The organism is Pseudoxanthomonas sp. (genome assembly GCF_051953815.1).
Taxonomy (GTDB): Bacteria; Pseudomonadota; Gammaproteobacteria; order Xanthomonadales; family Xanthomonadaceae; genus Pseudoxanthomonas_A.
Window position 1 is genome coordinate 1 of record NZ_JBQCIJ010000057.1, and the last position, 26,963, is coordinate 26,963.

The 26,963-nt window shown below is 67.1% G+C and carries 21 protein-coding genes; 6 read left to right on the forward strand and 15 right to left on the reverse strand.

All coding sequences use genetic code 11. The annotated features are described in order from the left end of the window. Positions 1-5,901, reverse strand: a 5,901-nt coding sequence (locus ACTHN1_RS17725) for a toxin TcdB middle/N-terminal domain-containing protein (protein ID WP_440472238.1), incomplete at its 3' end; no start/stop codon positions are given. Positions 5,902-6,665: 764 nt separating this feature from the next. On the opposite strand from ACTHN1_RS17725, the gene ACTHN1_RS17730 reads away from it, so the two are divergent. Beyond that, positions 6,666-7,067, forward strand: a complete 402-nt coding sequence (locus tag ACTHN1_RS17730; protein WP_440472239.1) for a VOC family protein — start codon at positions 6,666-6,668, stop codon at positions 7,065-7,067. Positions 7,068-7,385: 318 nt separating this feature from the next. Here the strand turns inward: ACTHN1_RS17730 and ACTHN1_RS17735 are convergent, their stop codons facing one another. The 4 genes from ACTHN1_RS17735 to ACTHN1_RS17750 form a co-directional block, all read right to left on the reverse strand. Then, positions 7,386-8,021, reverse strand: coding sequence for a DUF6348 family protein (locus tag ACTHN1_RS17735; RefSeq protein WP_440472240.1), 636 nt, complete (start codon positions 8,019-8,021; stop codon positions 7,386-7,388). A 306-nt stretch (positions 8,022-8,327) separates the two neighbouring features. Continuing rightward, positions 8,328-8,948, reverse strand: coding sequence for a glutathione S-transferase family protein (locus ACTHN1_RS17740; RefSeq protein WP_440472241.1), 621 nt, complete (start codon positions 8,946-8,948; stop codon positions 8,328-8,330). Positions 8,949-8,988: 40 nt separating this feature from the next. Further along, complete coding sequence (locus ACTHN1_RS17745; RefSeq protein ID WP_440472242.1) at positions 8,989-10,716, reverse strand: amidohydrolase; 1,728 nt, start codon at positions 10,714-10,716, stop codon at positions 8,989-8,991. A gap of 79 nt (positions 10,717-10,795) precedes the next feature. Then, a complete protein-coding gene (locus tag ACTHN1_RS17750; protein WP_440472243.1) occupies positions 10,796-11,692 on the reverse strand; it encodes a LysR family transcriptional regulator ArgP in 897 nt (298 codons plus the stop codon). Between the two features lie 105 nt (positions 11,693-11,797). Here ACTHN1_RS17750 and ACTHN1_RS17755 point away from each other — a divergent pair, with 105 nt between their 5' ends. Then, a complete protein-coding gene (locus tag ACTHN1_RS17755; protein WP_440472244.1) occupies positions 11,798-12,427 on the forward strand; it encodes a LysE/ArgO family amino acid transporter in 630 nt (209 codons plus the stop codon). Positions 12,428-12,455: 28 nt separating this feature from the next. Here ACTHN1_RS17755 and ACTHN1_RS17760 read toward each other — a convergent pair whose 3' ends face one another. The 3 genes from ACTHN1_RS17760 to ACTHN1_RS17770 form a co-directional block, all read right to left on the reverse strand. After that, positions 12,456-13,922 carry a GGDEF domain-containing protein gene (locus tag ACTHN1_RS17760; RefSeq protein ID WP_440472245.1) on the reverse strand — a complete coding sequence of 489 codons (1,467 nt, stop codon included), beginning with the start codon at positions 13,920-13,922 and terminating at the stop codon, positions 12,456-12,458. A gap of 157 nt (positions 13,923-14,079) precedes the next feature. Beyond that, positions 14,080-16,278 (reverse strand): EAL domain-containing protein, encoded by a 2,199-nt coding sequence (locus ACTHN1_RS17765; RefSeq protein WP_440472246.1) that lies wholly within the window; start codon positions 16,276-16,278, stop codon positions 14,080-14,082. A 230-nt stretch (positions 16,279-16,508) separates the two neighbouring features. Continuing rightward, positions 16,509-17,252 (reverse strand): SDR family oxidoreductase, encoded by a 744-nt coding sequence (locus ACTHN1_RS17770; RefSeq protein WP_440472247.1) that lies wholly within the window; start codon positions 17,250-17,252, stop codon positions 16,509-16,511. Between the two features lie 96 nt (positions 17,253-17,348). Here ACTHN1_RS17770 and ACTHN1_RS17775 point away from each other — a divergent pair, with 96 nt between their 5' ends. Then, positions 17,349-18,248 (forward strand): AraC family transcriptional regulator, encoded by a 900-nt coding sequence (locus tag ACTHN1_RS17775; RefSeq protein WP_440472248.1) that lies wholly within the window; start codon positions 17,349-17,351, stop codon positions 18,246-18,248. Positions 18,249-18,251: 3 nt separating this feature from the next. Here ACTHN1_RS17775 and ACTHN1_RS17780 read toward each other — a convergent pair whose 3' ends face one another. From ACTHN1_RS17780 to ACTHN1_RS17790, 3 genes are all read right to left on the reverse strand, one after another. Beyond that, entirely contained in the window at positions 18,252-19,148 is an 897-nt protein-coding gene (locus ACTHN1_RS17780; RefSeq protein WP_440472249.1) for a hypothetical protein, read from the reverse strand. Between the two features lie 130 nt (positions 19,149-19,278). Then, complete coding sequence (locus ACTHN1_RS17785; protein ID WP_440472250.1) at positions 19,279-20,733, reverse strand: serine hydrolase domain-containing protein; 1,455 nt, start codon at positions 20,731-20,733, stop codon at positions 19,279-19,281. Between the two features lie 88 nt (positions 20,734-20,821). Beyond that, a complete protein-coding gene (locus tag ACTHN1_RS17790; RefSeq protein ID WP_440472251.1) occupies positions 20,822-21,778 on the reverse strand; it encodes a hypothetical protein in 957 nt (318 codons plus the stop codon). Between the two features lie 45 nt (positions 21,779-21,823). Here ACTHN1_RS17790 and ACTHN1_RS17795 point away from each other — a divergent pair, with 45 nt between their 5' ends. Then, positions 21,824-22,627 carry a winged helix-turn-helix domain-containing protein gene (locus ACTHN1_RS17795; RefSeq protein WP_440472252.1) on the forward strand — a complete coding sequence of 268 codons (804 nt, stop codon included), beginning with the start codon at positions 21,824-21,826 and terminating at the stop codon, positions 22,625-22,627. 166 nt (positions 22,628-22,793) lie between these two features. Here ACTHN1_RS17795 and arr read toward each other — a convergent pair whose 3' ends face one another. Next, on the reverse strand, positions 22,794-23,195 hold the full coding sequence (gene arr / locus ACTHN1_RS17800; protein WP_440472253.1) for an NAD(+)--rifampin ADP-ribosyltransferase: 402 nt from the start codon (positions 23,193-23,195) through the stop codon (positions 22,794-22,796). A 272-nt stretch (positions 23,196-23,467) separates the two neighbouring features. Here arr and ACTHN1_RS17805 point away from each other — a divergent pair, with 272 nt between their 5' ends. Continuing rightward, a complete protein-coding gene (locus ACTHN1_RS17805) occupies positions 23,468-23,950 on the forward strand; it encodes a LuxR family transcriptional regulator (RefSeq protein WP_440472254.1) in 483 nt (160 codons plus the stop codon). A gap of 97 nt (positions 23,951-24,047) precedes the next feature. Here ACTHN1_RS17805 and ACTHN1_RS17810 read toward each other — a convergent pair whose 3' ends face one another. Next, the gene (locus ACTHN1_RS17810; protein WP_440472255.1) at positions 24,048-24,452 is read right to left on the reverse strand and encodes a VOC family protein; all 405 of its coding nucleotides are present in this window, start codon (positions 24,450-24,452) and stop codon (positions 24,048-24,050) included. A gap of 214 nt (positions 24,453-24,666) precedes the next feature. Here ACTHN1_RS17810 and ACTHN1_RS17815 point away from each other — a divergent pair, with 214 nt between their 5' ends. Next, on the forward strand, positions 24,667-25,443 hold the full coding sequence (locus ACTHN1_RS17815) for a DUF3011 domain-containing protein (protein ID WP_440472256.1): 777 nt from the start codon (positions 24,667-24,669) through the stop codon (positions 25,441-25,443). Between the two features lie 109 nt (positions 25,444-25,552). On the opposite strand, the gene ACTHN1_RS17820 is transcribed toward ACTHN1_RS17815, so the two are convergent. Continuing rightward, positions 25,553-26,149 carry a GatB/YqeY domain-containing protein gene (locus ACTHN1_RS17820; protein ID WP_440472257.1) on the reverse strand — a complete coding sequence of 199 codons (597 nt, stop codon included), beginning with the start codon at positions 26,147-26,149 and terminating at the stop codon, positions 25,553-25,555. Positions 26,150-26,393: 244 nt separating this feature from the next. Continuing rightward, positions 26,394-26,786, reverse strand: a complete 393-nt coding sequence (locus ACTHN1_RS17825) for a GFA family protein (protein ID WP_440472258.1) — start codon at positions 26,784-26,786, stop codon at positions 26,394-26,396. Positions 26,787-26,963 lie beyond the last annotated feature (177 nt).

Genomic DNA, 26,963 nt, shown 5'->3' on the forward strand with positions numbered 1-26,963 from the left:
GAGTTCCACCCCGCCCAGGTACAGCGTCACCTTGCCGGCTTCCTCGCGCTTGTAGCGCTGTCCGTCCGGACCGTACCAGAACCGTACCCGCTGGCCGTTGCCCATCTGGATTTCATGCGCCTTGCCGTCGGCGCTGTAGCGGACGGTGCGGTCGTTTGCCGTGCCGGGCGCATCGCGCAGGGTCTGGTTGCCGCGTTCGTCGTAGTAATAGAACTCGGCCGCAGCGCCCTGCCCGGTCTGGCTGACCGCGTGCGGACTGCCGGTGATGGCGCCCAGTGCGACGATGCTGCTGGTTGACAGCAGTGACGAGGGGGATGCGGACGCCGTGCGCGCATTCACGAACTTCGAGCGCGCGGCGACGGCAGAACGCTGGAATGCCCTCGAACGCGAAGGCGACATACCCGAGGTTTCCTTGCCGGTGGCCTGCGACCCAAGCGGCTGCGACGAGACCGCGGCGCCGGTCATGGCGCCCTGGGAAGCGCGCTTATCCATCGGCAGCAGGTAGCTGCTGAGGTCGCGCGCCGCCTGCATCTGTCCGGCCACCGGCATCGCCAGCGCGCCGACGCAGCCGTCGCCGCCGGGATAGGCGTAGCCGGTGCCGTTCTTGCTGCAGATGTTGCCCAGGCCGTCATAGGCATTGAGTAGCGTGGCCTGGTTGACCGGCACCCCGTTGGCCCACGCCAATCGCCCTTCGGTCAGGCGGTTGAGCGCGTCATAGGTGAAGGTCTCCAGGTAGCGGCCTTCCTTCTGGTGGGTGCTCAGGTTGCCGGCGGCGTCCCACGCATAGGCCTCCTTGACCAGGTTGCAGGCGGCGTTGCCCGCGCAGATTTCGGCGATGCGGCCGGTCTGGGCGTGGTACTGGCGCACGATTTCCATCGCCGCCGACTCGCCGCGGCGCTCGCGCACCACGTTGCCCCAGGCGTCGGTGGCGAGGGTGCGCTGGTAGGTTTCCGGGCCGCTGCCACAGGCCACATTGACGTCCACGCTGTCGCTGGCGCAGATCGCGATGGGACCGCGCGAACCGTACTGGGTCTTGGTCCACAGCAGGCTGGCATCCTGCGATTTCCAGGGGCGACCCAGCAGATCGTATTCCTGGGAACTGAAATACCACTGCCCGTCCACGGTCGCCTGGCTGCCCTGCGGGCGGCCGAGCGCATCGTAGAAGTACTGGCGCGAGTAAGCCAGCTCGGTTCCGGTCTGTCCGGACCAGGCCCCGTAGTTGCCGGCGATGGTTTCGCTGGCCAGTTGTCCCGCGCCGTTGACCGCGTTGTCGAAATCGAAAGTGGACACGGTTTCCACGGCGCCGCCGGGCAGTTTGGCGGTCTTGCGCCAGACACGGCCGCGCGCGTCCAGTTCGTGTTCCACCCGGTAGCCGCCATTGTCGGTCTGGGCGATCAACTCGCCCAGGGCGTTGTACTGGAACAGGGTGATGCCGGTATCCGGATCGTTCTGCTGGATTTTCCGGCCCAGCACGTCGTAGCTGAAACTGTTGCTGATGACCCCGTTGCCCGCATTGCGGTTGACGCTGCGCAGGTTGCCGTCGGCGGTGTAGGCGAAATCGGTCTGCATGCCGTTGGCATCGACCGAGCTCACCAGTTCCCCCTTGCCATTGCGGATCTGGGTGGCCGGGTTGTTTCGCTGGTCACGGGTGGTCGTGCTCAGACCCGCATAGGTGGTGGTGACCTGGTTGCCATCGGGCGTCTGCGTGGCGGTGACCCGGCCGAGGATGTCGTAGCGGGTCGTGGTCCATAGACGTTCGCCGGAGGCGCAGACCGCCCCCAGGCCGGTGGGTCCGGTGGTCCCGGCGACGCCCGGCAGGAAGAACGGATTGGAGGTGCGGGTCGGCCTGCCCACGGTGTCGTACTGGGTGCAGACAGCGGACACATCCTGTCCGTTCACGCCGACGTTGAAACTCTCCACCGCCTTGAGCAGGGGGCGGCCCATCGCATCGAAGTAGGTCCACTGGCGGGGTGATTCCGTCGCCGCCACCTGCTGGCGGAAGCGGGCGCCATCCGGGCATTCGACCGCATTGGCGCCAGTGCCGCACCAGCGGTAGGTGGTAGTGGCGCTGGCGCCGCCCTGCCCGGGGTTGGCGTTGGGCGCGGTGCGCACCCAGGTGAAGTAGTCCCGCCCCAGCAGGCCGGCCATCTTCATGGTGCGGACGTTGTTGACGTCGAGCGTATTGACGGGATTGCCGAAGATGTCGCGATCGGCGACGAACGTGGTACGCAGTTCCTGCGCGCCCGCACCGGACCAGAACGGCTCGAAGGTCGCCACCGGGAAGCGTCCGGTTGCGTCGTACTCCACCCGTGAGTAGCGCTGGACCGCGTCCAGAGCGGCGGGATGGAACGCGAAACCCGCCGTCGAGCAGTTGGTGGCCGGCGCGGCGCAGGTGGTGGACTGGATGCGGTTGCCGTATTCGTCCAGCAGATAGGCCTTGGTCGAAGCGAGATCGGCGCTCCCGCCGGGTTGCACGCGCTCCTCGTTCAGCAGCCCCGTCGCCGCGCCGGCCATCGCATAACCGAAGCCGGTCGTGCGCACTACGTCGGCCTGCCCGGGGCGGCGATGGGTGATGGTGCTCGCCGTAAGCCGTCCCAGCCGCCAACGGGCCACGTCATCGGTGTAGGTGTTGCTGGTGATGAGCGTGGACACGAGCGCGCTGTCGCCGGTATAGGTATCCACCACGGTCTGGCTGACATTGCCGTTCGCGCCGTAGCTGAAGGCCGTCGCCACGCGACTGGTCACCGCGCCGGTGTAGGGATCGCGCAGGTATTCCTCCGAACCCTGCGTGCGGGTGTGCAGGGGCGCCTGCGCGGACAACGTGGCCGGCGCCGATTCCCAGCTCTGTATCTGGTTGGAGAACCAGCTGCCGCCCAGTGACGGGAAGGCCTGGCCCGGGGTGGCGAAACAGCTGTCGTTGACAGTGCCGGCCAGACAGGGGGACACCGCGTAGGCCTGTCCGATGACGGCCGACTTCACGGTCTGCACCGGCATGCCCACGTACGGGAAGTTCTGGGCGTAGGTCGTGGTGGTCACGACATGACCGCCGGACTGGTTGGTATCCACGGTGGCGATTTCGCGGAAACCGAGGAAGCCGCGCCCGCCGCCCTGAATGCGTCCACCGGCATAGCGATAGTGGACGCTGGCCTTGGCGCTGGGATCACCCGCCACCGGCGAGGAGCTGGCGACCCGCGCCACTACATAGTTCGGGGTGAGCAGATCCATCACCGCGGAACCACGCCCCCAGTTCAGGCCGTTGCGCGAACCGGTGTCGCGCCGGTACACGGCCGCATTGGTCAGCGGGGCGTAGGTGATGTCGGTTTCCAGACCCAGCCCGTTGGTGACGCGAGTGATGACGTCCCGGGGCCTGAAGAGTTGGGTGCCTCGCGAAAAATACAAAGCGACGGTGCTGCCGTAGAAACTTAGGGTCTGGAAATCCGGATTGCCGTCGCCATCCGTGTCGGAGAACCAAGCGGCACTTTGGGCGGGATTGCAGTTGCCATCGCAATGCCGGGCATTGCCGCCGGGCAGCGGTGCACCGGGGGCGAACCCTCCCGTGGCCAACGCGCGGCGCCAGTAGTAAACCTTATTGCCTACATCCACGAGATAGAGTGCGTCGGCGCGGCCGTCGCCATTCACGTCGGCAAATTTCGCGTAATCCTCCAATCCGCCAGGCACCGGAAGCTCGACGTCATACTGCATGCCTGCACCGGTGTTGATCCGATATAGCCAAGGGCCGGTTCCGATACGGCGATAAACCGAATCGGTCAATCCGTCACCATTGAGATCAGCCAACTGCAACGTGGACACCGACCCGGTGGCCACCGCGCCGTAGGCCCCCAGCGTCACCGTAGTCGACGTCAGCGACTTCACGCTGAAAGCTGTCAGGTTGTAGGCCGTGCCCCCAGTCACACAGGGTGGGCGCGCCGGCGCGTTCGCGGTGTCCGGCGTCGAGTCGACGATCACATTCTCATAGCTGCGCGCAGCCATCAGCGGATCACAGATCGGTTCCGCGAAACGAATCCGTGTTGTCACTTGGATAAGGAGATCCGAGGCGGCATCGCCGTTGAAGTCCGCCAGTTGCGTAAAACTTCCGAGCGTACTCGGCGCGGTAGCCGCGGTACTGGTGCAGGTATCCCCTGGTGCGCAGGTGTATGCCGCCTGTAGATCGGCAGGATCAATCTGGACCATCCGCTCGGATCCCCAAGCAAAGCCTGCCGCCTGACGCTCCATCAAGCGGGCCCGCATCCCCGAAGCGGAGGGATAGACGATATCGGTCAGACCGTCTCCGTTGAGATCAGCCACCTGCGCCTGCTGGTTCGCAGCATTGTCCGAAGGCACCACCGGAGAAAGCCCGGCGATGAGATCCACCGTCATGTCGAAATGCGTGCCATTGGAAGGATGAACACGCCACCCCAGTCCCGCGGCGCTCGAGACGAACAGATCGTCCCGCCCATCGCCGTTGTAGTCCAACAAGTGCCAGGCGCCCTCCCCCCGGGCGGTGATGTCGACGGGAACGCAGTTGTAGGTCGCGTTGGTGAAAGTGGGACGGCCCGCGGTATCCAGCGCTCCCAGCATGCTGATGATCCAGCTTCCACCGGTGCACCCTTGCCCCGCCAGGTAAAGCACCGCGAGATCTTGCCGCCCATCGCCGTTGAAATCGCCCAGTTTGAAGTGCTTGAAATGATCGGTGGCCAGGGAAAGATTGGCCGGCTTCTCATAGCTGGCGAACTGGTGGGCGCCCTCACTCCACAGGAAAGCCGTCGGCGCGCTGCACACCGCCGCGGTGTTGTCCCGGCATTCCTGCAACCCCACCAGGGTATCCAGACCACTGCCCGAGGGGGCGGCCGAATAAGTCAGCAGGATATGGCGCGCTTGCTGCTCCTTGGCGCAGCTGCCGGCGGTGGCGCAACTGGTGATGCTGTCCAGCCGGTGCGAACCGGTGACCACCCCACCGGCCACATAGGCGCGGGTCCATTCGGCCGCGGGCCGCACGTTGTAGTTGAACTGCAGCTTGGCGTATGGCGCCTGGCTGGCCGATTGCCCTGGCAATGCGGTCTTGCCGGTGTAGCGCACTTCCGCCAGAAGATGTTCGCCGGTGCCCGCACCGGAGGGATCTTCCGCGTAGACGTAATCGATGTAGTTGCCGGTGGAATCCTGGAAGCGCGTCTGTGCCCAGAACAACGCCGCGCCGGGTCGCAGCGGCGAAGTGGTTTCGACATAGCCATCCGGTCGGTTGGCGCTGCCATTGTTGTCGCGATCGCCGTACCAGCTGACGGAGCCGTCCTTGCCTTCCACCGTGAAGAAGGCCGGTCCCAGCGCGGCGTTGGCCGTGTAGGCGCAGACGCGGCGGAACGAATCGATTTCGGTCGCCAGCGCCACGCCGCTCATGCCGCCCGCGGCGGGACAGCTCACCGCGGCCGGCACCAGCCGCTGACCGTCCAGGCAGAAGCGATCGGAGGCGGAGAAGTTGATCGGACGGAAATCGCCATCCGGCGTGGCCGCGCCCAGGAAATCGCCGGCTTCCCGCGTGGCGCGACAGCGCGTAATCGAAGAGAGGCCACCGATTGACCAGCCCTTGCCCAGCGGGCCGTAGCCGGCCTGACTGGAATAGGAAAGACTCAGCCGGGGTTCCACGCCCGCGGTTCCCGGGACCGCGTACAAGGGCACGTCGTAGGTTGCCGCGCCGGACTCGTCCACACGAAACTCGGCGGCGGTGGCCGACACCGCATCCGATACCGGATCCGCATAAACCACCACGCCCGGCGGTGAACCATTGCCTGTGACCTGCGCAATGACGTCCGCCAGGCGCAGACCCAACGGCGCCAGCAGAACGCCCACCACGATGACCAGCAGGAGGCCCGCCAGACGCGGCGAGGGAGTGGAACTTTCGATAGGCACGACGGAATCCCCGATGGCTCGCGCCTGCATCCGCATCCTGGCGCGCTTTGTCCGTAAGCAGCCTGCCAGACGGTCTCAAGCCCAAACCGCGCCGTTACCCCGACCGAGCGACAGGATCCTCGATGCCCTCATCTTCCCCGGCATCTGCGCGCCGTTTTACTCCTGTGTAATTGCAATTTCAATCTTCTTGTTTGCTTCTCCGCTGGAACTGTTTTCTCTCACTTGTTCTCGTGGCCACTCCAGCGATTCCTCGCCAGCGCACCGGGGCAGCATCCGTCTGCCGAGGACCCGCGTGATCATGGCCGCAGCCGGTTTCGATGACCGAAACGCAACGCGTCGATGCGCCGTGCGGCCCCCGGGCCACGTGATTCGGGACCGCATACATGCTTGCCAGGAGTGTGGTACAGGACGCCCCTCGCCATGCAGCCGATCAGTCGCCGGGCAGCTTCAACGGAATACCCGCCCCCGTCCGGCGACCTGCAACCGATGGCCCACCGCGAAACCATATTGATCCAGCCACCGTGGATCGCGCCCTGCGGGATGAAGCAGTTGCATGTCGGCGATCCAGACGGATTTCCGCTGTGCTTCCAATGATCGGCGGGGACAGTGCACCGCTTTCGTCACCGGCGCCAACGGCGTCATGCGCCTTAGCGGTCCGTCTTCGTGCATCGAACATGGCGGCCAACGCCATCCGAGCTATGCCGTCGTCGACAACGCTGATACTGTTCCGGCCACAAGAATCATCGTCCCCGGAAAAGGCACTCATGTTCAGTCACGTTACCGTCGGCGTCCGCGATCTGGATGCCGCAGCCGCGTTCTACGACGCCATCTTGTTGCCGCTGGGTCTGCGGCAGCGTGAAGTGACGCCGGACGGCGGCCCCGCTGCCCGCTGCTGGATCAAGCCGGGCCAGGCGTTGCCCCGGTTCTATGCCTACGAGCCGTTCGATCGGCAGCCCGCCAGTGCCGGCAACGGCAGCATGCTGGCGTTCCTCGCCGACGACGAGGCGCAGGTGCGGCAGGCCTACGCCGCGGGGCTGCAGGCGGGTGGCAGCAGCGAAGGCGAACCCGGCGAACGCCCACACTATGGCAAGGGGTACTTCGGCGCCTATCTGCGCGATCCCGACGGCAACAAGATCCATCTGGTCCATCGCGGAGATCTAGGTTGACGGAGGGCTGGATACGGGAGCGGAGGGCAATATCGATGGGCACCGCGCCTGGAGCACATCGTTTCCTGCTCAGGGCCGAACCTTGACGACTTCATCGACGTTCCCGCCGTCCCAGCGAACGCTGGAACCCATTTTTCCACGGGCGGCTGATCCATCTCCAAGTCCCGCGACATCGCGCCGACAGGGATTCCAGCGTTCGTTGGAATGACAGTAGCGGGAGTGACGGTATCTGTAACGACGGCGGAGAAAGCCGGCGATGGAATGGCGTCGTCGACCGTTTGAAACCTGTTCCGACATTCCAGCCTGTACCGGCCGGCGTCAAACCGCCCGCAGCATCAGGAACAGGCGAACGCTGTAATAGCCATCCTGCGCGGACCAGCCAGCCGAGCGCAGCGCGTGTTCTCCGGCATCCCAGGGCTCGTTGTCGCGCAACGCCTCGACGGTGAAGTCGCCGTTGAGATTGCAGAAGAAGAAGCGGAACCAGTGCGTGGGCGCGGTCAGTGGTTCGGCACGGATGGCGGTTTCCAGCCGGCCGAACAGCCCATCGGGTATCGGCGGTTGCATCCCCGCCGAACCACGGGTGCCGAAATTGCCGATATGCGCCATGTACGCCCGGTCGCCCATCGACCAGTTTTCCATCGTCACCTGTTCCTCGTCCGTCCGACCCCACAGGGCCGACAGGAATACGTGGAAGGAATTGCGGGTGAAATTCGCCATGCCGTCGTTCAGGCCATCCTCGGCTTCGCCGATGCCGGCGAAGTTCTCCTCGATGATGGTCTTGTCCGGCAGCACCACGTGGACGTCCAGCCGACCGGTCGCGTCACCGGGATGCCAGATCGCGCGCATCGCCGGCAACTCGCCGTCCGGCGCGATCCAGTCGCCTTCGGTGACATGGGCAATGCCGTGGGCGTCGAACAGACGGGACAGGTATTCGGTCGTGGTGGAGGTGATCATCGGGCGGGAAGCGTCGTCGGCAGCCGCCATCTTCGCGGTTGACGGCGCATCCGCCAAGCGCCATGCAGCGAAACGGGGTTCGTCCCTTGCTTCCGCGCCAATCGACGCGGGAGACGACCGCACGCGCGCCAGCGCGTCATGCGCCGGCCGCTTTCCCATGACGCGGATTTCCGCTGTCAGACGCTTCGGTCGCGAACACGGGAACCGCCCGGCCTGTCCCCGCACCGGCGCGCCACCCTCACGCGCTACCGGTCCGCCCAGGTGTCGTCGAACGCATCCGCATCATGCCGCCGTCGCCGTCGCGCCTCAGGTCAGCGCGGTCATGACCGCCTTCCGATACGCCGGACGCGCCTTCAGGCGTTCGTACCAGGCGGACAGATGCGGCGTCGGCGCCCGCTCGATCGGCATCTCGAACCAGGCGTAGATGAAGCTGCCCAGCGGGATGTCGCCCATGCCGAACGCCTGTCCGGAAAGATACGGCTGGATGGCGAGCACCTGCTCCGGAATCCGCAGCAATGCGCCGATTTCGCGGATGCCCGCCCGGATCGCCGCCCAGTCCTGCTGCTGCGGCGGTGTCCGCAGCACGCCCCAGAACACGCCACGGAACGGTCCGGCGAACGTGGACGTGGTCCAGTCCATCCATTTGTCGGCGTCGGCGCGCGCGGCGGGATCGGACGGATGGAGATCCTCCCCGCCATGGCGCGCCATCAGGTAGCGGACGATCGCGTTGGATTCCCACAGCACGAAATCGCCGACCTCGATCATCGGCACCCGGCCATTCGGATTCCTGCGACGGTATTCGGGTCCGTCGACCACCCCGAACGCGCCGCCCGCGTTGATGGATTCGTACGCCAGCCCGAGCTCTTCCGCCGCCCACAGGACCTTGCGGACATTGGACGAGTTGATGCGGCCCCAGATTTTCAGCACGTGGTTTCTCCGTGTTCGCCAAACATGCGGGATATCCGCCCTAGTCCGGATGCGGGTAGCGTCGCACACCCTGGAGCCAGGTTTCCCGCACTGCCAGCATTCCCACCTCTTCCGGCCTCACGGCGGTGGGATCGCGATCCAGGATCACGAAATCCGCGTACTTGCCCGGCTCGAGGCTGCCGGTGATGTCGTCGATCCGGCACTGCCAGGCCGCATCGATGGTGACCGCGCGCAGGGCCTGTTCGACCGTGATGCATTCGGACGGATTGAGCACCTCGCCGCCATCCCGCATCTTCCGGTTGACGGCGTTGTCGATGTACCGCAGTGGTTCGATCGTGGTGACGTTGAAATCCGAATGCAGGGAAATGCGCAGTCCGCCCTTCAGCGCGGAGGCGCAGGGATCGTACAGGTTCGCCCGCTCGGGCCCCAGGATGTCGTCCCGGAACGCGCGCCCCCAGTAATGGATGTGTCCGATCAGGAAGGACGGCGACAGCTCCAGTTGCCGCATCCGGCGGATCTGATCGCCATGCAGGAGGCTGCAATGCTCGATGCGGTGCCGGTGGTCGCGCCGCGGGGATTTCCGCAGGACCGCCTCGTAGACGTCGAGGGTGGTGTCGATGGCTGCGTCGCCATTGGCGTGGATGCCCACCTGCCATCCCAGATCATGTGCCCGCTGCACGCCTTCGATGAGTGCTTCGCGGGTGTAATTCAGCGCTCCCCGACTGTCGGTTCCGATGTACGGTTCGCGCTGGTAGCCGGTCCGGGCCTGGTTGGACCCATCGGACCAGAACTTGATGCCGGTGAGACGAAAGCGGTCCCCGCCGTGCCCGGGCTTCAGCCCGCGCGCCACCCAGTCGTCCATCAGGTCGGAGGTGAGAAAGCCGGAATAGCGGACCGGCGGATTGGCCGCCATTACCGCATCGAGCGCATCCAGATCCTGCACGCCGCCGCCGCCGATGCCGGCGTCGTGCAGGCTGGTGCAGCCGGCGGCGGCGGCTTCATCGAAAAGCCGGCGGGTCAGGGCCACGAAACGCTTCGCGTCGGGCATCGGCATCACCGCCATGATCGGCTTGAAGGCGGGCGATTCCTCCAGTCGCCCGGTCAGCTCGCCATCGACACGGACGTAGCGTCCCTGCGGCGGATCCGGGCGTTCGGCGCCGATGCCCGCAAGCGCGAGCGCGGCGCTGTTGGCGTAGCCCACGTGGCCGTTCGATTCCAGGATGAAGACCGGGTTTTCCGGCGCCGCCTCGTCCAGCGATCGCCGGGTAAGCGGTTCCCCCGGCATCAGCGAAGGGTCGATGCCCTGCCCGATGACCCATTCGCCGGGGCGGGCCCGGCGCGCCGCGTTCCCCACCTTGGAGAGTGCGTCCGCCAGGGTCGGGGTGGTGAAGGCGGTGAGGTCCAGCCACTCCGCCAGGATGGCCATGGCCGAGTGCATGTGCGGGTCGACGAACCCCGGCAACAGGGCGCGTCCGGCCAGGTCGATGATGCGGGTCCGGGGGCCCCGCAGGGCGTTCACTTCCGCCCGCGCGCCCACCGCGGCGATGCGACCGTCGCGCACCGCGACCGCTTCGGCCCTGCCATGCCCCGCCAGGGTCAGGATCGGGCCATTGTGAAAGATGGTATCGGCGTCTCCCTTGCCCGCGAACGCGCGCGCCGGCGACGTGCCGCCGAGCCAGGCTCCCATCCCCAGCCCGACCATTCCGCCGATGACATTGCGCCGCATCCGCAGGAACTCCGCCGCACCCGGATTGCATGCCATGCACATGAGCGTTTCCTTGTCCCGTGGTTGACGCCGCCAGTCTAGCCAGACACGCCGTCGGGTTTCCGTGTCGGCCCACGCCCTTTCACAGGCGCAGCACGCCGGTCGCCGCCTCCCGCAGGGCATCGCTGACCTGCCTCAACGTGCTCGACCTCACCGCCGCGTGCTGCCAATACAACGGCACGTCGATCCAGCGGGCGGGATCGATGTTGACGATGGTCCTGGCCTTCAACGCGGGAGCCGCGAGCGATTCCGGCGCCAGGCACCAGCCCAGGCCAAGCGCGGCGGCGTCGACGAAACCGGTGGAAGTGGGCAGGTAGTGGGTGGGCGGCGCGAGACGCGCACGGGTGATGCGGCGGACGAAACGCGCCTGCAGTTCGTCCTTGCGGTTGTAGACCACCATCGGCGCTCGCGCGAGCGCCGCCGCGTCCACGCCCCGGGGAAAATGGCGCGCGGCGAAGGCCGGCGAGGCGATCGCGCAGTAACGCATCGTGCCCAGCGGATGCACGTTGCATCCCTGCAGGGGACGCGACTCCGCGGTCACCGCGCCGAGCACCGAACCGTCGCGCAACAGTTCCAGGGTGTGGTCCTGATCGTCCACCCGCACGTCGAACAGATAGCCGTGCTGCCGGTGCAGCCGCGCCAGGGCGCCCAGGAACCAGGTTTCCAGCGAGTCGTCGTTCACCGCGACGGCAATCGAGCGCGACGTCGACGCGTCCGCCGCTTCGGGCAGGAAGTCGGCCAGCGCCTCGGCCTCCAGCGCCTGCATCGGCCGCACGCGCCGCAGCAGCTTCTCGCCGGCGGGCGTGGGCCGGCAGGGCGCCTGGCGCACGACGATCACCTGTCCGAGCCGGTCCTCCAGCGCCTTGATCCGTTGCGAGACCGCCGAGGGCGTGACGGACAGGCGGCGCGCGGCCGCCTCGAAACTGCCTTCCTCCAGCACCGCGGCGAACGCGGCCAGTTGCGGGTGGATGAGGTCCACGGCCGAAACTCCAGATTAGATTTGCTTCACAGCCTAAAGCAAAATCAGCTGGCCTTAATCCACCCGGCGCGGCAGTCTGCGCTGCCCCGTCGCCGGATGTCGTCCATGCTCCTCCCTGCCGCATCCGCCGGATTCGCCGCCGGCGCCGGGCTCATCATCGCCATCGGCGCGCAGAACGCCTTCGTCCTGCGCCAGGGGCTGCTGCGCCGGCATGTCGGTCGCGTGGTCCTGACCTGCATGTCGGGCGACATCCTGCTCATCGCCTGCGGCGTGGCCGGCATCGGCGCGCTGGTGCATCGATGGCCTTCCCTGCTGGAAGCGCTCCGTTACGGCGGCGCGGCCTTCCTGGCGATCTACGGCCTGATGGCGGCGCGCCGCGCCTGGCAGGGCGGCGGCGCGCTGGCGCCCACGACCGGTGGCGATGCCGACGGACGACGCGTCCTGCTGGCCTGCCTGGCCTTCACTTTCCTCAATCCGCACGTCTATCTGGACACCATGGTGCTGCTGGGGAGCCTGTCCACGCGCTACGCCGGTGGCGCACGCGTCGCCTTCGCGGTTGGCGCCTGCCTGGCCAGCGTGGCGTGGTTTTCCAGCCTGGGTTATGGCGCGCGACTGTTGCTGCCGGTGTTCCGCAATCCCCGCGCATGGCGCGTGCTGGACGTGGTGATGGCGATATTCATGTTCGGCCTGTGCCTGCTGTTGCTGCTGCGGCCGCTTCCGCGCGGGATGGCGTGAAGCGGCCCTAACCTGCCGCCGGTATCGCCTACACCTGGGTCTGCGGCCGCTGCCAGGACATCACCGCCGGCGTCGCCTCGCGCACGCAGTTGCGTCCTTCCGCCTTGGCCCGGTACAGCGCTTCGTCCGCCTGCGCGAGCAGTTCCGATGGATATCCGCCCTCGACCGCGACGATGTAGGCCAACCCGACGCTGACGGTGATCCGGCCGGTACCGGCGGGAGAAGGCAGCGCAAGCCCCTCGATGGCCGCGCGCATGGCCTCGGCGACCTTCAGCGCGCCTTCGCGCCCGATCGAAGGCAGCAGCGCGGCGAATTCCTCGCCGCCGTAACGGGCGACCGTGTCCGAGGAGCGGGTCGCGCAGGCGGCCAGCGCCCGCGCCACGTTCTGCAGGATGCGGTCGCCGGCCGGGTGGCCATAGGTGTCGTTGAGCCGCTTGAAATGATCGATATCGACCAGCAGCAGCGCCAGCGAGTCCCCCGAACGCAGGGAACGGCGCCACTCGCGCTCCATCGATTCCTCGAAATGGCGGCGGTTGGGAATCCGGGTCAGGCCGTCGATGCGCGCCAGCGTATCGAGGTGATCCCGCTCCTCGTAGGTCCGGATCTGCAGCAGCATGCCGCGCACGCCCGCGCCCAGGGTGGCGATCACGAACCCGACGCTGCCCAGCCACGGCTCGTGCGCCACCACCAGCGCGGAGATGACCAGCAGGGTCAGCGGCAGGAACAGGTGGCTGCCCGCGCGCACCAGGTGCCCGCGACGCGGAGAAGGCGCGCGCGCGGGGCGCGGCGACGGCGGCGCCCATGCGCGCATCGCCAGCCACAGGAACGGCAGGCTGATGATCAGGTCGGGGTATCCGCCATAGTCGACATCGGCGAAGAAATGATTGATGACGCCCGCCACCAGCAGGTAGGCGATGGCGAAACCGGACAGGGCGCGGAAGAAATCGCGCGTGTTCGGCGTGGTGCCGGCGAGGAACCGCGCCAGCGCGAACACGGCGATGAACAGGTTCTCCAGATCCAGGGTCAGCCGCAGATCCAGGAAGCTCTGGCTGCCCACGCTCTGGTCGGTGGCCAGGATCACGGTATGGATGGCGTACAGCGTCCCCAGCGCCACCACCAGCAGCACATCGATGAGCCGCAGATACCACGCCTCGTTGCCCACGCTGGCGATCGCGAAAGTCAGCGGCACGCCGTAGAGCACATACAGCAGCAGGCTCGCGGCGCTGGCCGCATCGCCGCCGCCCATCGCCTGCCACAGCGCCATCGCCATGCCCGCCGCCCACAGCAGCATCGCCAGCGCGGCGGCGGCCCAGCCCTGCTCCAGCAGTCGCTGTCCGCGCCACGCCCGTCGCAGGCAACTGGCGGCGGCCAGCAGCGGCGCGGCGATCAGAAAGGGATAGGACGCTAGCGGCGCGCCGCCGGAAAACCCGATCGCACCGGCGTGAAGCGCGACGAACAGCAGCGCCGGCAGGGCGGTCTTGTCGATGCGGGGCATCCCCTTCTCCCTTGGGGCATCCGGTCAAGAACATGGATCCTTGCGGGTGCGCCGGTCAAGGGGGTGTGCATGGCGGAAGCCGCGTCGAAGCGTGCAGCTTCCATCTCGCGGGCGCGGGAAGCTCCGGAACGCGGTTCCCGGCATTCGATAATCGCCGCTACGCCGGCAGCCATACCGCGATCGGTTGAGGCCGGCCCAGGTGATAGCCCTGCCCCCATTGCACGCCCAGCGTGCCGAGTTCCTCGGCCAGGCTGGCGGTCTCGACATACTCGGCCACGGTGGTCAGGCCGTGGGCGTTGGCGACCGCGACCGCCGCGCGGACGATTTCCAGATCGCTTCGCTGGTTCTGCAGGTTGCGGACGAACTGGCCATCGATCTTCAGGCAGTCCACCGGCACCTGCTTGAGTCGTTCGAAGTTCTGCACGCCGCTGCCGAAATCGTCCAGCGCCAGCCGGCAACCGTGGGTGCGCAGCTCCCGGAACAGTTCGAGCGCGGAAGCCTGGCTGGTGATCGCCGCCGTTTCGGTCAATTCGAAGCACAGCGCGTGCAGCGGCAGCGGCGAGCGTTCGAGCAATGCGGAAAGCCGGGCGCGGAACGAGGCCGACGCCAGGCTCCGGCCGCTGAGGTTGATGCCCATGCGGGTGATCCCGGCCAGCCGTTCGGGATGCGCGCGCAACCAGTGGAACAGGGTCTCGATGACGGCGATGTCCAGATCCGCCGCGTGCCCGCCTTCCTCGATCTCGGCCATGAACTGCCCGGGCAGCAGCAGGCGTCCGTCGGCGGTCCGCAGTCGGCACAGTACTTCGCCCTGGAAGCCCGGGCTGGGTGGGCCGCCGTCGATGCGGACGATGGGCTGCACATGCAGCTCGATGCGGCCGGCATGAACCGCGGCGACCGCTTCCGCCGTCGCGACCATGCGCTCCCGGCGCGATTGCGGGGTGTTCTCCGCCTGCTGCGCGGCGCTGGCGGACAACGGGTGGCGCTCGCCGCTGCGCCGCGCCCGCAATGCGGCGTCGCAGGCGTCGGCCACGCATTCCTCCAACGCACGCGCGCCCGGTCCGGCCGGAAACGCCAGGCCCATGTAGGGATTCAGGCGCAGCTGCGCGTCGTGCCACTTGAACACGCGGACCTGCAATTGCTTCAGGACATCCGCCAGTTGCGCCGCGCCCGCCGTGGCGTCGCCGGCACGCGGCAGCAGCACGAACTGCCCGCCCCCCAGATGGTGCGCCTGCGCCAGGGGCGCCATGATCCGGCCGGCCTCGCGCAGCAGCGAGGTCTGCGCGCGCCACCCATAGCTGCCCAGCACGCGCTCCATCTGATCCAGCAACAGGAAGCCCATCACCGGTGGCGGCGCCGGCAGGGAGCGCCAGGTCTCCTGCAACGCATGGGCGTTCGCCAGCCCGCTGCTGGCGTCATGCCGGCCCATTTCGCGGACATGCCGGAAACGCTGCAACCGTTCGCGATTGATCAGGAAGAGCATCGCCAGCATCAGGGCGATGAAGTTGCATTCAACCAGGTGCACCGACAAACGCGCCATCTGCGCGGTGGTCGTGGCGTACTGGGCCTGCCCGGTCAGCGCGTGCAGCATGAGCAGGTGCACCAGGGTCAGCAGCGGCATCGAGAACTCGACCCGCCAGCGCAGCATGACCACGCACAGCAGCGCCGCCACCAGCGCGCGATAGTCGTAGATCCAGGTCATCCAGATCCATGTCGACGCGCCGTCCTGCGCTTCCAGCAGATGGCCGGCCAGCAGGCCCAGACACAGCCAGGCCAGCGCGGCCAGTTCGCGCTGGCGCGGCGCCCGGACAAGGCGGTCGTCGCTCCAGAACAGCAGCAGCGGCAGGGTCAGCATGCCCACGCCGACATGCTTGGCGATCAACAACTGCAGGGCGACATTGGCGACCGAGGCCGGCGCCTCGCCCGCCACCGCATACAGTCCCGCGGTCAGCGCCGCCCAGCCCGCCGGAAACAGCAGCAGCCCCACCAGCACGTAACGCCCCACGCCCGCGGCCTGCAACCAGCGACGGCCGCCGAACGGGCCGCCAGCCCAGCGCGCGCAGGCCTCCGTCCATCGCCACTGCAGGCCCAGCGAAATCGCCACGCCGGCGATGTAGCCGGGTTCCAGCGGCATCTGCGTGCGCGCACGCCACCACCAGCTCAGGAAACTCGCCACGAACGCGCTGGCGAGAATCCGGCGATCACCGCGCAACAACGCGACCGCGAACAGCAACCCCGTCTGCACGTGCACCAGCGAAGCGCGTCCGCCGAGCCAGGGTTGGTTGAAGAAACGCGCGTCGTAACTGACGTCGATGTTCTGCAGCAGTACGCAGGCCAGCGATACCAGGCCCGCATCCACCCACCATCGGCGACCAAGTGACTCCAACCGGCGTCCCCCTGCTGCCATGCGGGTATCCGGCTCACCGGAATCCCGTCACGATGGCCCCACCCTACTCCGACTTTTCCGTCGTGGCGACAACGACGGGGCCCACGCATGTTCATCCGGATGAACGCCATCCATGACGACGCGGACCGTATCGTTCATCTCCGGTCTTCCCGACTTGGCGAAAGACGCCGCCGGTACGCCGACTATCTCGCCCCCGCGAGCGCCACCGCGTCGGCGCCGGCGGGAAAGCGCAGGGTACCGCTCGTGTCGGTCGCCGCGCGCCACACCGCCTGCGCCACATCCACTTCGCGGGTGAAGTCGCCGCCCTCGGAGAACGCCGCGAACACCCGGTTGGCGAAACCGGCATAGGCCTCGGGGATCAATCCGCGCATGCGTTCTTCGCCGTTCACGGCGAAACGGGTGGTGGGCGCGTAGCCCGGTTCGACCAGCTTCACCGTCACCCCCACCGTTTCCATCTCATGCGCCAGCGAGGCGGTGAAGCCCTCGATGGCGGTCTTGCTGGCGGTATACGCCGCCACCAGCGGCATCGGTGCGAGCGTGGCGCTGGAGGTGACGTTGATGATCGTTCCCGCGCCGCGCTCGCGGAACTGCGGAATCACCGCCTGGCTCATCGCCATCACGCCGAAGGTGTTGGTTTCGAAGATGTCCCGCACCGTCCGCATCGGCGTGGCCTCGAAGGCGCCGAACAGGCCGATGCCGGCGTTGTTGACCAGCACGTCGATCGGGCCGCTGGCGCGCAGGGCCGCGGCGATGCTCTCCGGCCGGGTGACATCCAGCGGCAGGACACTCAGGCGCTCGTCCGAAGGCAGCAGGTCCGGACGCGGAGTACGCATGGTGGCGATCACGCGCCAGCCCTGCGCGTGGAAGTGGCGGGCGGTCTCCAGGCCGTAGCCGGAGGAACAGCCGGTGATCAGGACGGTTTTCATTGCAGAAGACTCCAGGAAAGGGAGTACAGACGATAGAGACGCGCATCCGGACTATCCATGCGATAAAGTCCTCATTTGTTTAGCCATCATCCGGCCATGAGCGACCCACTCTCCGATGTCGTCCGCCTCCTCCGGCCCCGCGCGGTGTTCTCCAAGGGCATCAGCGGGGCCGGCACCTGGTCGGTCCGCTACACCGAATTCGGCGAACCCAGCTTCTGCGTGGTGCGGGAGGGCGGTTGCCTGCTGGCTGTCGATGGCCATGCGCCGGTCGCGCTGGAAGCCGGCGATTTCGTGTTGCTGCCGGCGACGCCCGGTTTCACCCTGGGCAGCGGTGACACCCATCTCCCCACCCGGATCGACCCGCATGCCGCGGCCGCCCGCACCGCGGATATCCGCCACGGACGACCGGACGGCCCGCCGGACGTGCGGCTGCTCGGCGGCTGGTTCCAGTTCGACGCGCACGACCCGGCCCTGCTCGCCTCCCTGCTGCCGGCGCTGGTGCACATACGCGGCCAGCCGCGGCTGTCGATGCTGGTGCACCTGCTGGGCGAAGAAGCCGACGCGGATCATCCGGGCCGCGAGATCGTGCTCGCGCGCCTGGTCGATCTGCTGCTGATGGAAACATTGCGTGCTTCCAGCGGCGAAGGACATCCTCCCGGCCTGCTGCGCGGACTGGCCGACGCCCGCCTGGCCCCCACCCTGCGCGAGATGCATGCGCGCCCCGGGCACGGCTGGACCGTCGCGCAACTGGCGAAGCGGGCCGCCTTGTCACGCTCGGCGTTCTTCGATCGCTTCACCCGCCAGGTCGGCGTCGCGCCGATGGAGTACCTGCTGTCCTGGCGCATGGCGCTGGCCCGGGATCTGCTGCGCCACCACGACGCTAGCGTCGGCGAAGCCGCCGAACGCGTGGGCTACGGTTCGCTCAGCGCCTTCAGCGCGGCATTCAGCCGGTACGTGGGGATGTCGCCCGGAAGGTACGCGCGGCAGACGGGATGATAATCACCGGGTCCTGCGTGCGCGTTGCCCGGCCAGTGACCACAGCTTCCCCGCCACGAGGAGATAACAGATGGCTTGTCCGATGGCGACGAGACCAAACGCCCGATAGTGCCCGGTGAACAATCCTCCTATCGGCAGCGCAAAAAACAGCACAGCCGAGGCGCGAAGCGCAAAAGGACCGAGCAGCCCTCCCTGCCGTGGCCGATTGAGGACAAGGCGAACGCTGACGGCCAGGATCCAGAGGCATACCAGGACGAAAACCAGTCCGAGCGCGATGGACAGGTTCGGGGCTTTCTTCGCAGGCCACGCAATCATCATCACCGAACCCGCCAGGCACATCAGCGTGAAGGGCATCAGGGCCAGGCCGACGCAAATCTCCAGCCAGCGTGGCGCCATGAGTTCACGTCTCCGGCGCTGAAATCCGTTTGCGTCATGTTCCCCATGCCCCTGTCCGTGCCCATTGCCGGGAAACTGGCCATGGCCTGATGGAACACGCGCCCCATCCGCATTCCATGATTCGCCAGCGTCCTCCGGGGCGCTCGTGCGCCCGCCCCGACCGGCAAGGTGCGCCTTTACTTCGGCCACGGACGCGAAGAATGGATTCGGCTCCAGAAGCGCCATCCCGTCCAGCATTCCGGCGAGGTCCGCATGATGATCCGGCGCCGCCCGGATCAATCGATAGCGGCCGTTTCCGACCGAGAACCTTCCTCGCGTGTTCGGCATGAGAAATTCGGGCTCCAACGGAACACCACCCGAATTCCAGAAAAACCATCCGCCGGCCTCCACATCCAGGCCTTCGCAGTAGGAGGTCGCTTCACTTTCATTGGCGAAAACGAACAGGCCGCGCTCATCCGTCGCCATGGCGAAAACAAGCAGTTCCTTGCGGGAATGATCCGTCATCAACGGTCGCCGTCGCGAAGCGCCACCCTCCATGGCCCATCCTGTCGTTCCAGAATCCTTGTCACCACCGCACTCTCCTCGAACAGGACAAGACCAGCGATGCGGAATACTACGTCAGCCGCGTGTCGCTTCAACGCCCTGGGTGGTCGCTTCCCGCCGGTATCGCGAGCTGTCGCGACTTCTCGCGGGCTGCGGTTGCCGCATCCGTGTCGCCCCTGGCGGCGTGGGCTTCGGCCAGGCTGTCCCAGGCGTTGGCCGACGCCGGGAACAGGACGGTATTGAGTTCAAAAACAGGCGACGCCGCACCCGCGCCGAGGTTCTCGCGCAGGGTATAGCCGGTGTTGTTGACGGTCCGCTCCAGTTCGGCGTCGGTCAGCGCGCCGTTCATGCGAATCGACTGAGCCCAGGCCCGCATGTCGCTCCCGGCCGGTTTCGCCAAGGCATGGGCGGTCAACTTCTCCGCCAAGGCTTCCGCCGGAAACCGTTCCGGCGCTGTTGCCGCCATCGCGCTGTCCATCAGCACGCGCGACCAGACATTCCTCGCGCTGCCGTTGGTCATGTAGGCGAATGCAAAGACATCTGCGTCCAGCAAATCCTTGAACACGATGCGGGCACGGACGCGGGTGCCGCCGTCGTGGCCGACCTGGCGATACCCGTCGCTCTCGCCATATTCCCAACCGGCGGCGAACCAGCCGCGTTTTCCGCCGGTCAGGGTGCGCGGTTGCCAGAAGCGGCGCAGCGTGGCCTTGCCCACCAATTCGCCCGACGTCATCGCCTGCAGGAAACGGCCCAGATCGTCCAGCGTCAGATACAGGCCGGCGTGGCCGTAAGCGTAGGCCGGCCAGGCCAGATCCTTGTCCTCGCGCAGTCGCCCCTCCCGGCCGATGTAGCTCGTCACCACGCCCCGCCGGGGCAAGCCGACCGGCCCAAGCCAGGTGTGGCGCATGCCGAGCCTGCGCAGGATGCGACGCTCCGCGATCCGCGCGTATGGCTTCCGGTAGTGGGCTTCCAGCAACGCGGCCAGCACCAGATAGTTGGTCTGCGTGTAGCGCGTGTCGGTGCCGGGCGCGAACTGCATCGGTCGTTCCGCCAGCGACGCGAATACGCTCGCCGCGTCCCCGGCGAAGACGGTGTCCGTCGCGGCGCCGGCGCCGTTCCGGTTGTCGAAGTATTCCGGCACGCCGGAGCTGTGGTCGAGAAAATCGCGCACGGCGATCGTCCGCCAGGCGGCGGGCAGTCCAGGCAGGTACACACTCGCGGGCGCTTCCGGATCCACTTGCCCCTGCTCGACCAATTGCATGATCAAGGTGCTGGTGAACAGCTTGGCCAGCGAATACGCGGGAAAGACATCGGTACGCGCGATGGGCCGATGCGTTTCCAGGTTTGCCTCACCATCCACTCCGCGGAATATCACCCGGCCATCATGGACGACCAGCAGGGCCTGGCCAGCGATGCCGTAGCGCTCGCGATTGACCTCCAGTTGCCGTTGCAGCGAGCGCGACAACACGCTGTCGCCCGCGAATGCCGCGCAAGGCGACAGGCAAGCTAGCGCGAGCAGCCAAGCCATGAGTCCCCTGACCTTCATGTCGTTTCTCCGGTTTCCCTTTGTTTTCATCACGCCAGCGTTCCAACCTATGCCGGATACCCTGCCATCGCTTCGCCCGGATGCTCGTTCATTGAACGAAGGAGGCGGTGCGCGCCACGCCCGCATTGTTGCTCGTCCCCATCCAGGCGCGCACTTCCAGTTCATACAACCCGGGTTGGTCGATGGGAAAGTCCGCGCCGAAAAATCCGCTATCCGGATCGAAGCGGAGCGGGTAGCGGCGCGGGGCGCCGCCATCGACCGTCACATGGACGTCGACCTCGGTGTCACCGACGCGCCAGGGCCCCTGTTCGGAAATCGCGCAGCCGCACAGCATCGTGACGCCCACGCGCACGGGCAGCTTCGCGCCCGTCCTGAGCCATCGATAGGCGACCGGGCTGGCCACGTCGACGATCAGGCCGGGCAGTTCCAGCAGCCAACCATCGCCGGCGGTGACGTGACGGCCCGGCAATACCCATTGCGTACTGGTGGCGGTCGTGAGCGCCTGCGGCTGGCCGAGCGGTCCGGTCACGCTCGCCGTGACCCGGCGCGGATGGTCCAGGTCGAGCGATGTCCGGAATACCGCCGAACCCGCACTGGAACGCTTTCCGCCCGGAGAAGTCCCCGTACCCAGGATGGTCCGGGTATCGCCGGTGGTGCCGATGGTCTGGCCGCGGGCCAGGACTTCGCCGGTATCGGCGTCGCTCAGGACCACCCGCACCGGCGCGGTGTATCCGCCGAGGAATTTGGCTCCTCGCGCCAGCACACGGACTTCCACCTCCGTCCGCTCGGCACGCGCCGGACCGGCGAGGCCCATCCCGGCAAGGAAAAGGACACACCACGCGACGCGCACGGCGAAATGCATGAACGGGCTCCGGCGAGAAAACGAAGGGCGATGACGAACGGGCATCGTCACCACCCGCATGTCCGCTGTGGCCGGGATCGCGAAGGCGAGGCTGCTTCCCGAGATCGGTGGCCGAGCGGTCCGGAAAAGCCTGAGGCCTTCTGTCAGAATCGCCCAATGACATGTCGTGACATTGGCTGACATGTCGTCACCGCAAGGCTTCCAGGCCGGTGGAACAGGGAGGAGATGATGTTGCGCTTCGATGATTTCCGGCTTGACCCGGTCGCCTTGCAGGTGTTCCGGAACGGCATTCCGCTGGACGCGCCACCCCAGGTGGTGGATGTCCTGGCCTGCCTGATCGCGCACCGCGACCGGATCGTGACCCGGCAGGAACTACTCGAACGGTTCTGGCCGCGCGCCGGCACCGGAGGCGACGCCGCGCTGAACACCTGCATCCGCCGCATCCGCGCCCTGCTGGAAGACGATGCCGAAACCCCGCGCTACATCCAGACCCGGCCGCGCGCGGGATATCGCTTCATCGGCACGCTGGCCGATGAACATGACGCCCTGGTGCCGCTGCCGGCCCCGCCGCGCCCGATGCCACGCGCCGTGGCCCGGTGGCCGCTGGCCGGCGGCCTGCTCGCCGTGGCGCTGGGCATCGGCGGTGCGCTCTGGGCGCATGCGGCGCTTTCACCGCCCGAGCATCGCATCGCCATCGAGCCGGTGCAGGGACTGTGCGAATACGTGCTGTTCCCGAAGTTCAACGCCGGCCTGCGCGAAAGCCTGACCGCGCAGATCAGCCATCGCCTGCCCGCCGGCTACCGCGTGGCCACCGACAGCCGGGAAGCCGACCTGCACGCCCGCGTCAGCGTCCGACAGACGCCGCAGCAGACCGTCGTCGTGCTGACCCTGGTCGACAGGCGGGAGGGCCGCCTGCTGTGGTCGGGCGAATACAGCGGCAAGACGGACATGGACGACTACGTGCCGTTGCAGCGCTCACTGGCCGAACGCATGGCGGCCGGACTGTCCGGCGCGCTGGACAAGCGCTCCTGAGAGGGGCCCGCGTGTCGCATCGGACGCATCGCGAAAACGGGCGGACAGAACGGATTTTTCTTCACAGGCGTGGCGGGCCGGCGCCGGTTTCCCGGGGACTCCCCCAGGCCTCGACCGCGGCGTTCAATACCATGCGCACAATGAAGCCCTCGACGCGCCGCCCCGTTCATTCCTCAATTGCCTCGATGCCCTGCCGCTTCAGCTGTTCGAGATGCGCACGCATCTCCGCGAGCCGCTGCGGCGAGTGCCCTTCCCACGACGCGACCTCGCCGATGACGCGAAACGGATGCGCGGAGCGGTACGAGCGGGTGGGATTTCCGGGAAACCGCTTGTCGGTCAGATTGGGATCGTCCTCGAGCGCGCCCGTGGGTTCGACGATGTAGATCCGGCCCGGCCCGTCGCCGACCGCCAGTTCGGCGCCCCAGATCGCCGCGTCCAGGGTGGCGGACAGATAGACGAATCTCGCCTGCCTGCGGGCGCCGTAGTTGGAGACATGGCCCGGGGTGATCAGGTCGCCTGGCTGAAAGGCGATCCGGGTGCCGTGGTAGTACGTCGGGGACTGCGTCATCGCGTGGCTCCGTTGCGTTGCCGTTTCGACAGGACGGCGATGCTGCCGCACGCGCCGGGCCTTGCCGCAAGCCCCCCGGCGTTATATAAATTCATGGCGGGAGGCGCGCGGCGCCTCCCGTTCTTTTTTTGTCCGGGGCCGCCTGGCGCGTGAAGCGGACTCGACCTGACCTTCCCGCAGGATGTTGGAATCCGTCAAATACATCCCGCGACCCGGGAGGTACGCTGGGTTCCCGTCGCGTCCCGGTTCCACCCCTCCCCTTGGAGATGCCCATGAAGATCCTGTTCGCCGCCCTGCTGACCGCCGCCGCGCTGCACGCTTCACCGGCTTTCGCGGATTCCCCCGCCTCGTCTCCCCTGGCGGGAAAATGGGCCATCGATGTCGACAAGCTGCCGATGCCGCCGGACGCGCGCCCGAAGAGCGTGACCCTGGAGTTCCACGATCATGCGGATGGCAAGTGGACGACGCAGGTCAACATCGTCAATCCGGATGGCAGCACCCTGCATTCGGACGCCTTGCTGCCGCTGGATGGCACCCCGGGCCCGGTCACCGGCGATTACTGGGCCGACGTGTCGGCGATGAAGATGCCCGCGCCCAACGTGCTGGTCCTGCAACTGGCCTACAAAGGCACGCCCTCGTCCACCCGCATCTACACGGTGAACGGGGACGGCAGGACGCTGACCGAGACCAAGGCGTTCTTCAGCAAGGAAGGCAGCCCGATCCTGCAGACCACGACGTTCACGCGCATTCCCTGAGCGTTGCGTCGGGCGCGATGCGCCTGTTTCCCTCCCCATCGAAAGCAGCACAGCTTCGCCGTGCCGCCCAGTGGGCATCGTGCATTCGAGACGCGGCTCACCCGCCCTTGTTCTTCTCGTCCCAGCGCATCGGTTCCCACAGTTCGACCTTGTTGCCGTCCGGATCCATGATCCAGGCGAACTTGCCGTTCTCGTGCGATTCCGGTCCGCCGACGATGTCCACTCCGGCCGCGCGCAACTGCGTCAGCAGCGTGTCGAGGTCATCGACCCGGTAGTTGATCATGAAAGACGATTCGCTGGGGCTGAACCATTGGCTGTCCGGCTTGGCCAGATGCCATACCGTCAGGCCCCCGTCCCCGGCCTTGTCGTCCGGCCAGCGCAGCACCGCGCCGCCCCAGGGCTCCAGCGGCATGCCCAGATGCTTTTCGTACCACGCGGCCAGCGCGGCGCTGTCGCCCCGGCATTTCAGAAAGACGCCGCCGATTCCGGTAACCCGTGCCATCTTCGTCCCCTTCGATTGAGCCCCAGCATTCCCCTGCCCGATCACGGGAGGTGACAGCATGCTCCGGCGGCCGGCTTCGCGCGTCAATGGCGGAGGTTCCCTCGCATCCGGCGCCGGATGCGCCGAATCCGCCAGGGGTCACAGAACCCCGCGTTCGGATGAAGCTGCGCGGGAGTAAGCTTCTCCACCTCACCACCAGCAAAGGATGACCGGGATGAACGGATGGATGCTGACAGGCGCGGTCGTCCTGTCCTTCGGACTCGGCGGCCAGGCCGCCGCCGCGATTCCCGGCTTCAACGCCACCTGCCCGGGCGCGATCGAGGTCCATGCCGACGACGGTGGCCCGGTCTACGTCAACGGCCGGGAAACCCAGCTCAAGCGCGTCAACGACAACTATTTCGAGGCCCACGACGCGCAGAGCGGCGTCACACTCTCCATCAGCCAGTCGCCGGACGGAGGCGTGCAGCTTTCCTATACCGGCCAAGGTGGCGCGAACGGCGTCTGTACGATAGGAAACGTGGCCGCCACGGCCAGTGCGGATACAGGCAGGGGCAACCGGTCGGACGCCCGGTCCGATGGCGCCGCGGAAGTCACCTGCGAGTCCGAGGATCAGCGGCAAGCCGAATGCCCGATGGATACCCACGGCGATGTGCGGCTGGTCCGCCAGTTGAGCAAGGCGCGCTGCGAACAAGGCCAGACCTGGGGCCTCTACCACCACTCCGTCTGGGTGAAGGACGGTTGCCGCGCGGTTTTCAGGAATGTCTCGGGCAACCGCTACAGCGTGCCGGCAACCGGCACGCGTCCGGGCGCCGATGCGCCGCTGCTGGGTGCCTGCAACGCGCGCGCGCAGGCGGATGGCGCGCTGGTCACCCGGGTGCCGGTCAACGACAGCGTCACCGAGTTGATCGTCGATTATCCGGATGGCCGCTACCTGTGCATGGTGCGCAATGACGGACTGGTCGAGTCGCTGACGAGGCTGCGCAAGAAATAGGCAACCCGCCGACGCCCGCTCATCCGATGCTCGTGGCGCGAGGCGTCACTTTCCGCGCTTCGCTCAAGCTCTCAAAGGACTGTCTGTCTCCACGGGCGCGGATCACCGCTCAGCGGTCCCGCCCGTCCCGCGCCAGAAGTACCCGGCGCACCTCGCCATTGAGCTCGGCCAGCCGGTCGCGGGCGCGAGGATTCCGGGCGAGCAGCGCCATGACCTTGCCGACATCGCGCGGCGACCGCGCCCCCGTCTCGTTGATGGCTTGCTCCACCAGCCGTCCCAGTTCGGCAGGCGTCGGCGGGAGCGGGAGCGCGGTTTCCAGGCAGAGTTCAACGTCCGCGTGCCCGGGCAAGCCGCTGCTGCTGAACTCCAGCAATCCCTCGATCTTCAACGGGATCGCATCCTGGGTGACCACGCCGAACGACAGGCGCCGGGTAAGGAAGAGGACATGTCGGTTCAGCAGATAGAGGCTGCCATCGATGTAGCCGGGCTCGGGATTGAAGGGGAAATCGAACACTTTTCCCGCCAGCGCGGATAGATCACCCAGGTCGAGATCGATCTGATCGCAGCGGAGCGACGTATCGTGGCGCTCCGCATCGAACTGGAACGGCGCCAGGCGGATGGCGATGGAAGCCAGCCCGAACGGTCCGCTCCGGACCGCATACGAAGCTTCCGTTGCGACGATTGTCTTGCCCGGGAAGTCCGCCATCCGAGAACCCGCCACCTGCGTTGCGCGACGACCGCAATGGTGTCCATCGCCGACGCTGAAGGCAAGTTCGCGCGCCCGCTTGCGCGCAAGGCCGTCCGGGCCACGGTCACCTGACCAGAAGCGACCCCGCCTCCACGTCCACCTCGCCCGCGAGCGCCCGCGCGAACAGGCGCTCGTAGCGCTCGAACCGTTTTCTCGTCCCGGTTTCCATGCAACGTCTCCCGATCGGATTCAGCGGTAGAAACTACGCCTCGGAACTGCCCGAGCCCTCGCGGTCGCGCTCGTATCGGCGCATGGCGGGAAACGCGGGCAGCCAGCGCTCGCGACGGATCGTCCAGCACTCGTAGGTCGGCACGAACTGATCCGGCGCGTCCAGGGCGCCCAGATGCACTTCGATTTCGTCTCCGCTGCGGGCGAAGACGGAGGAGCCGCAGCGCGGGCAGAAATGCCGTCCCGCGTAGTCGCGGGTCTCGCCTTCGATGTCCACCGCCTCGCGCGGGAATATCGCGGCGGCATAGAACAACGCGCCGTGATGCCTGCGGCAGTCCAGGCAATGACAGATGCCGACCCGGCGGGGACGTCCGGTCGCCACCAGCCGGATGTCGCCGCACAGGCAGCCTCCATTGAATCGCTCCATCCGGAACCTCCTTCAGTTCGGTCGTCGGGTCGCACACGACGCCGCGCATCGGCATCATGCGTCTTCCTGCGCAGGATTCCGCACGATGATGAACAACCCGATGCCGGGCGAAGCAGCATCGCACGCATTCTCGCCCTTTTCGGTCTTCACGCGGTGAAAGGAACCCGCACGGATGCT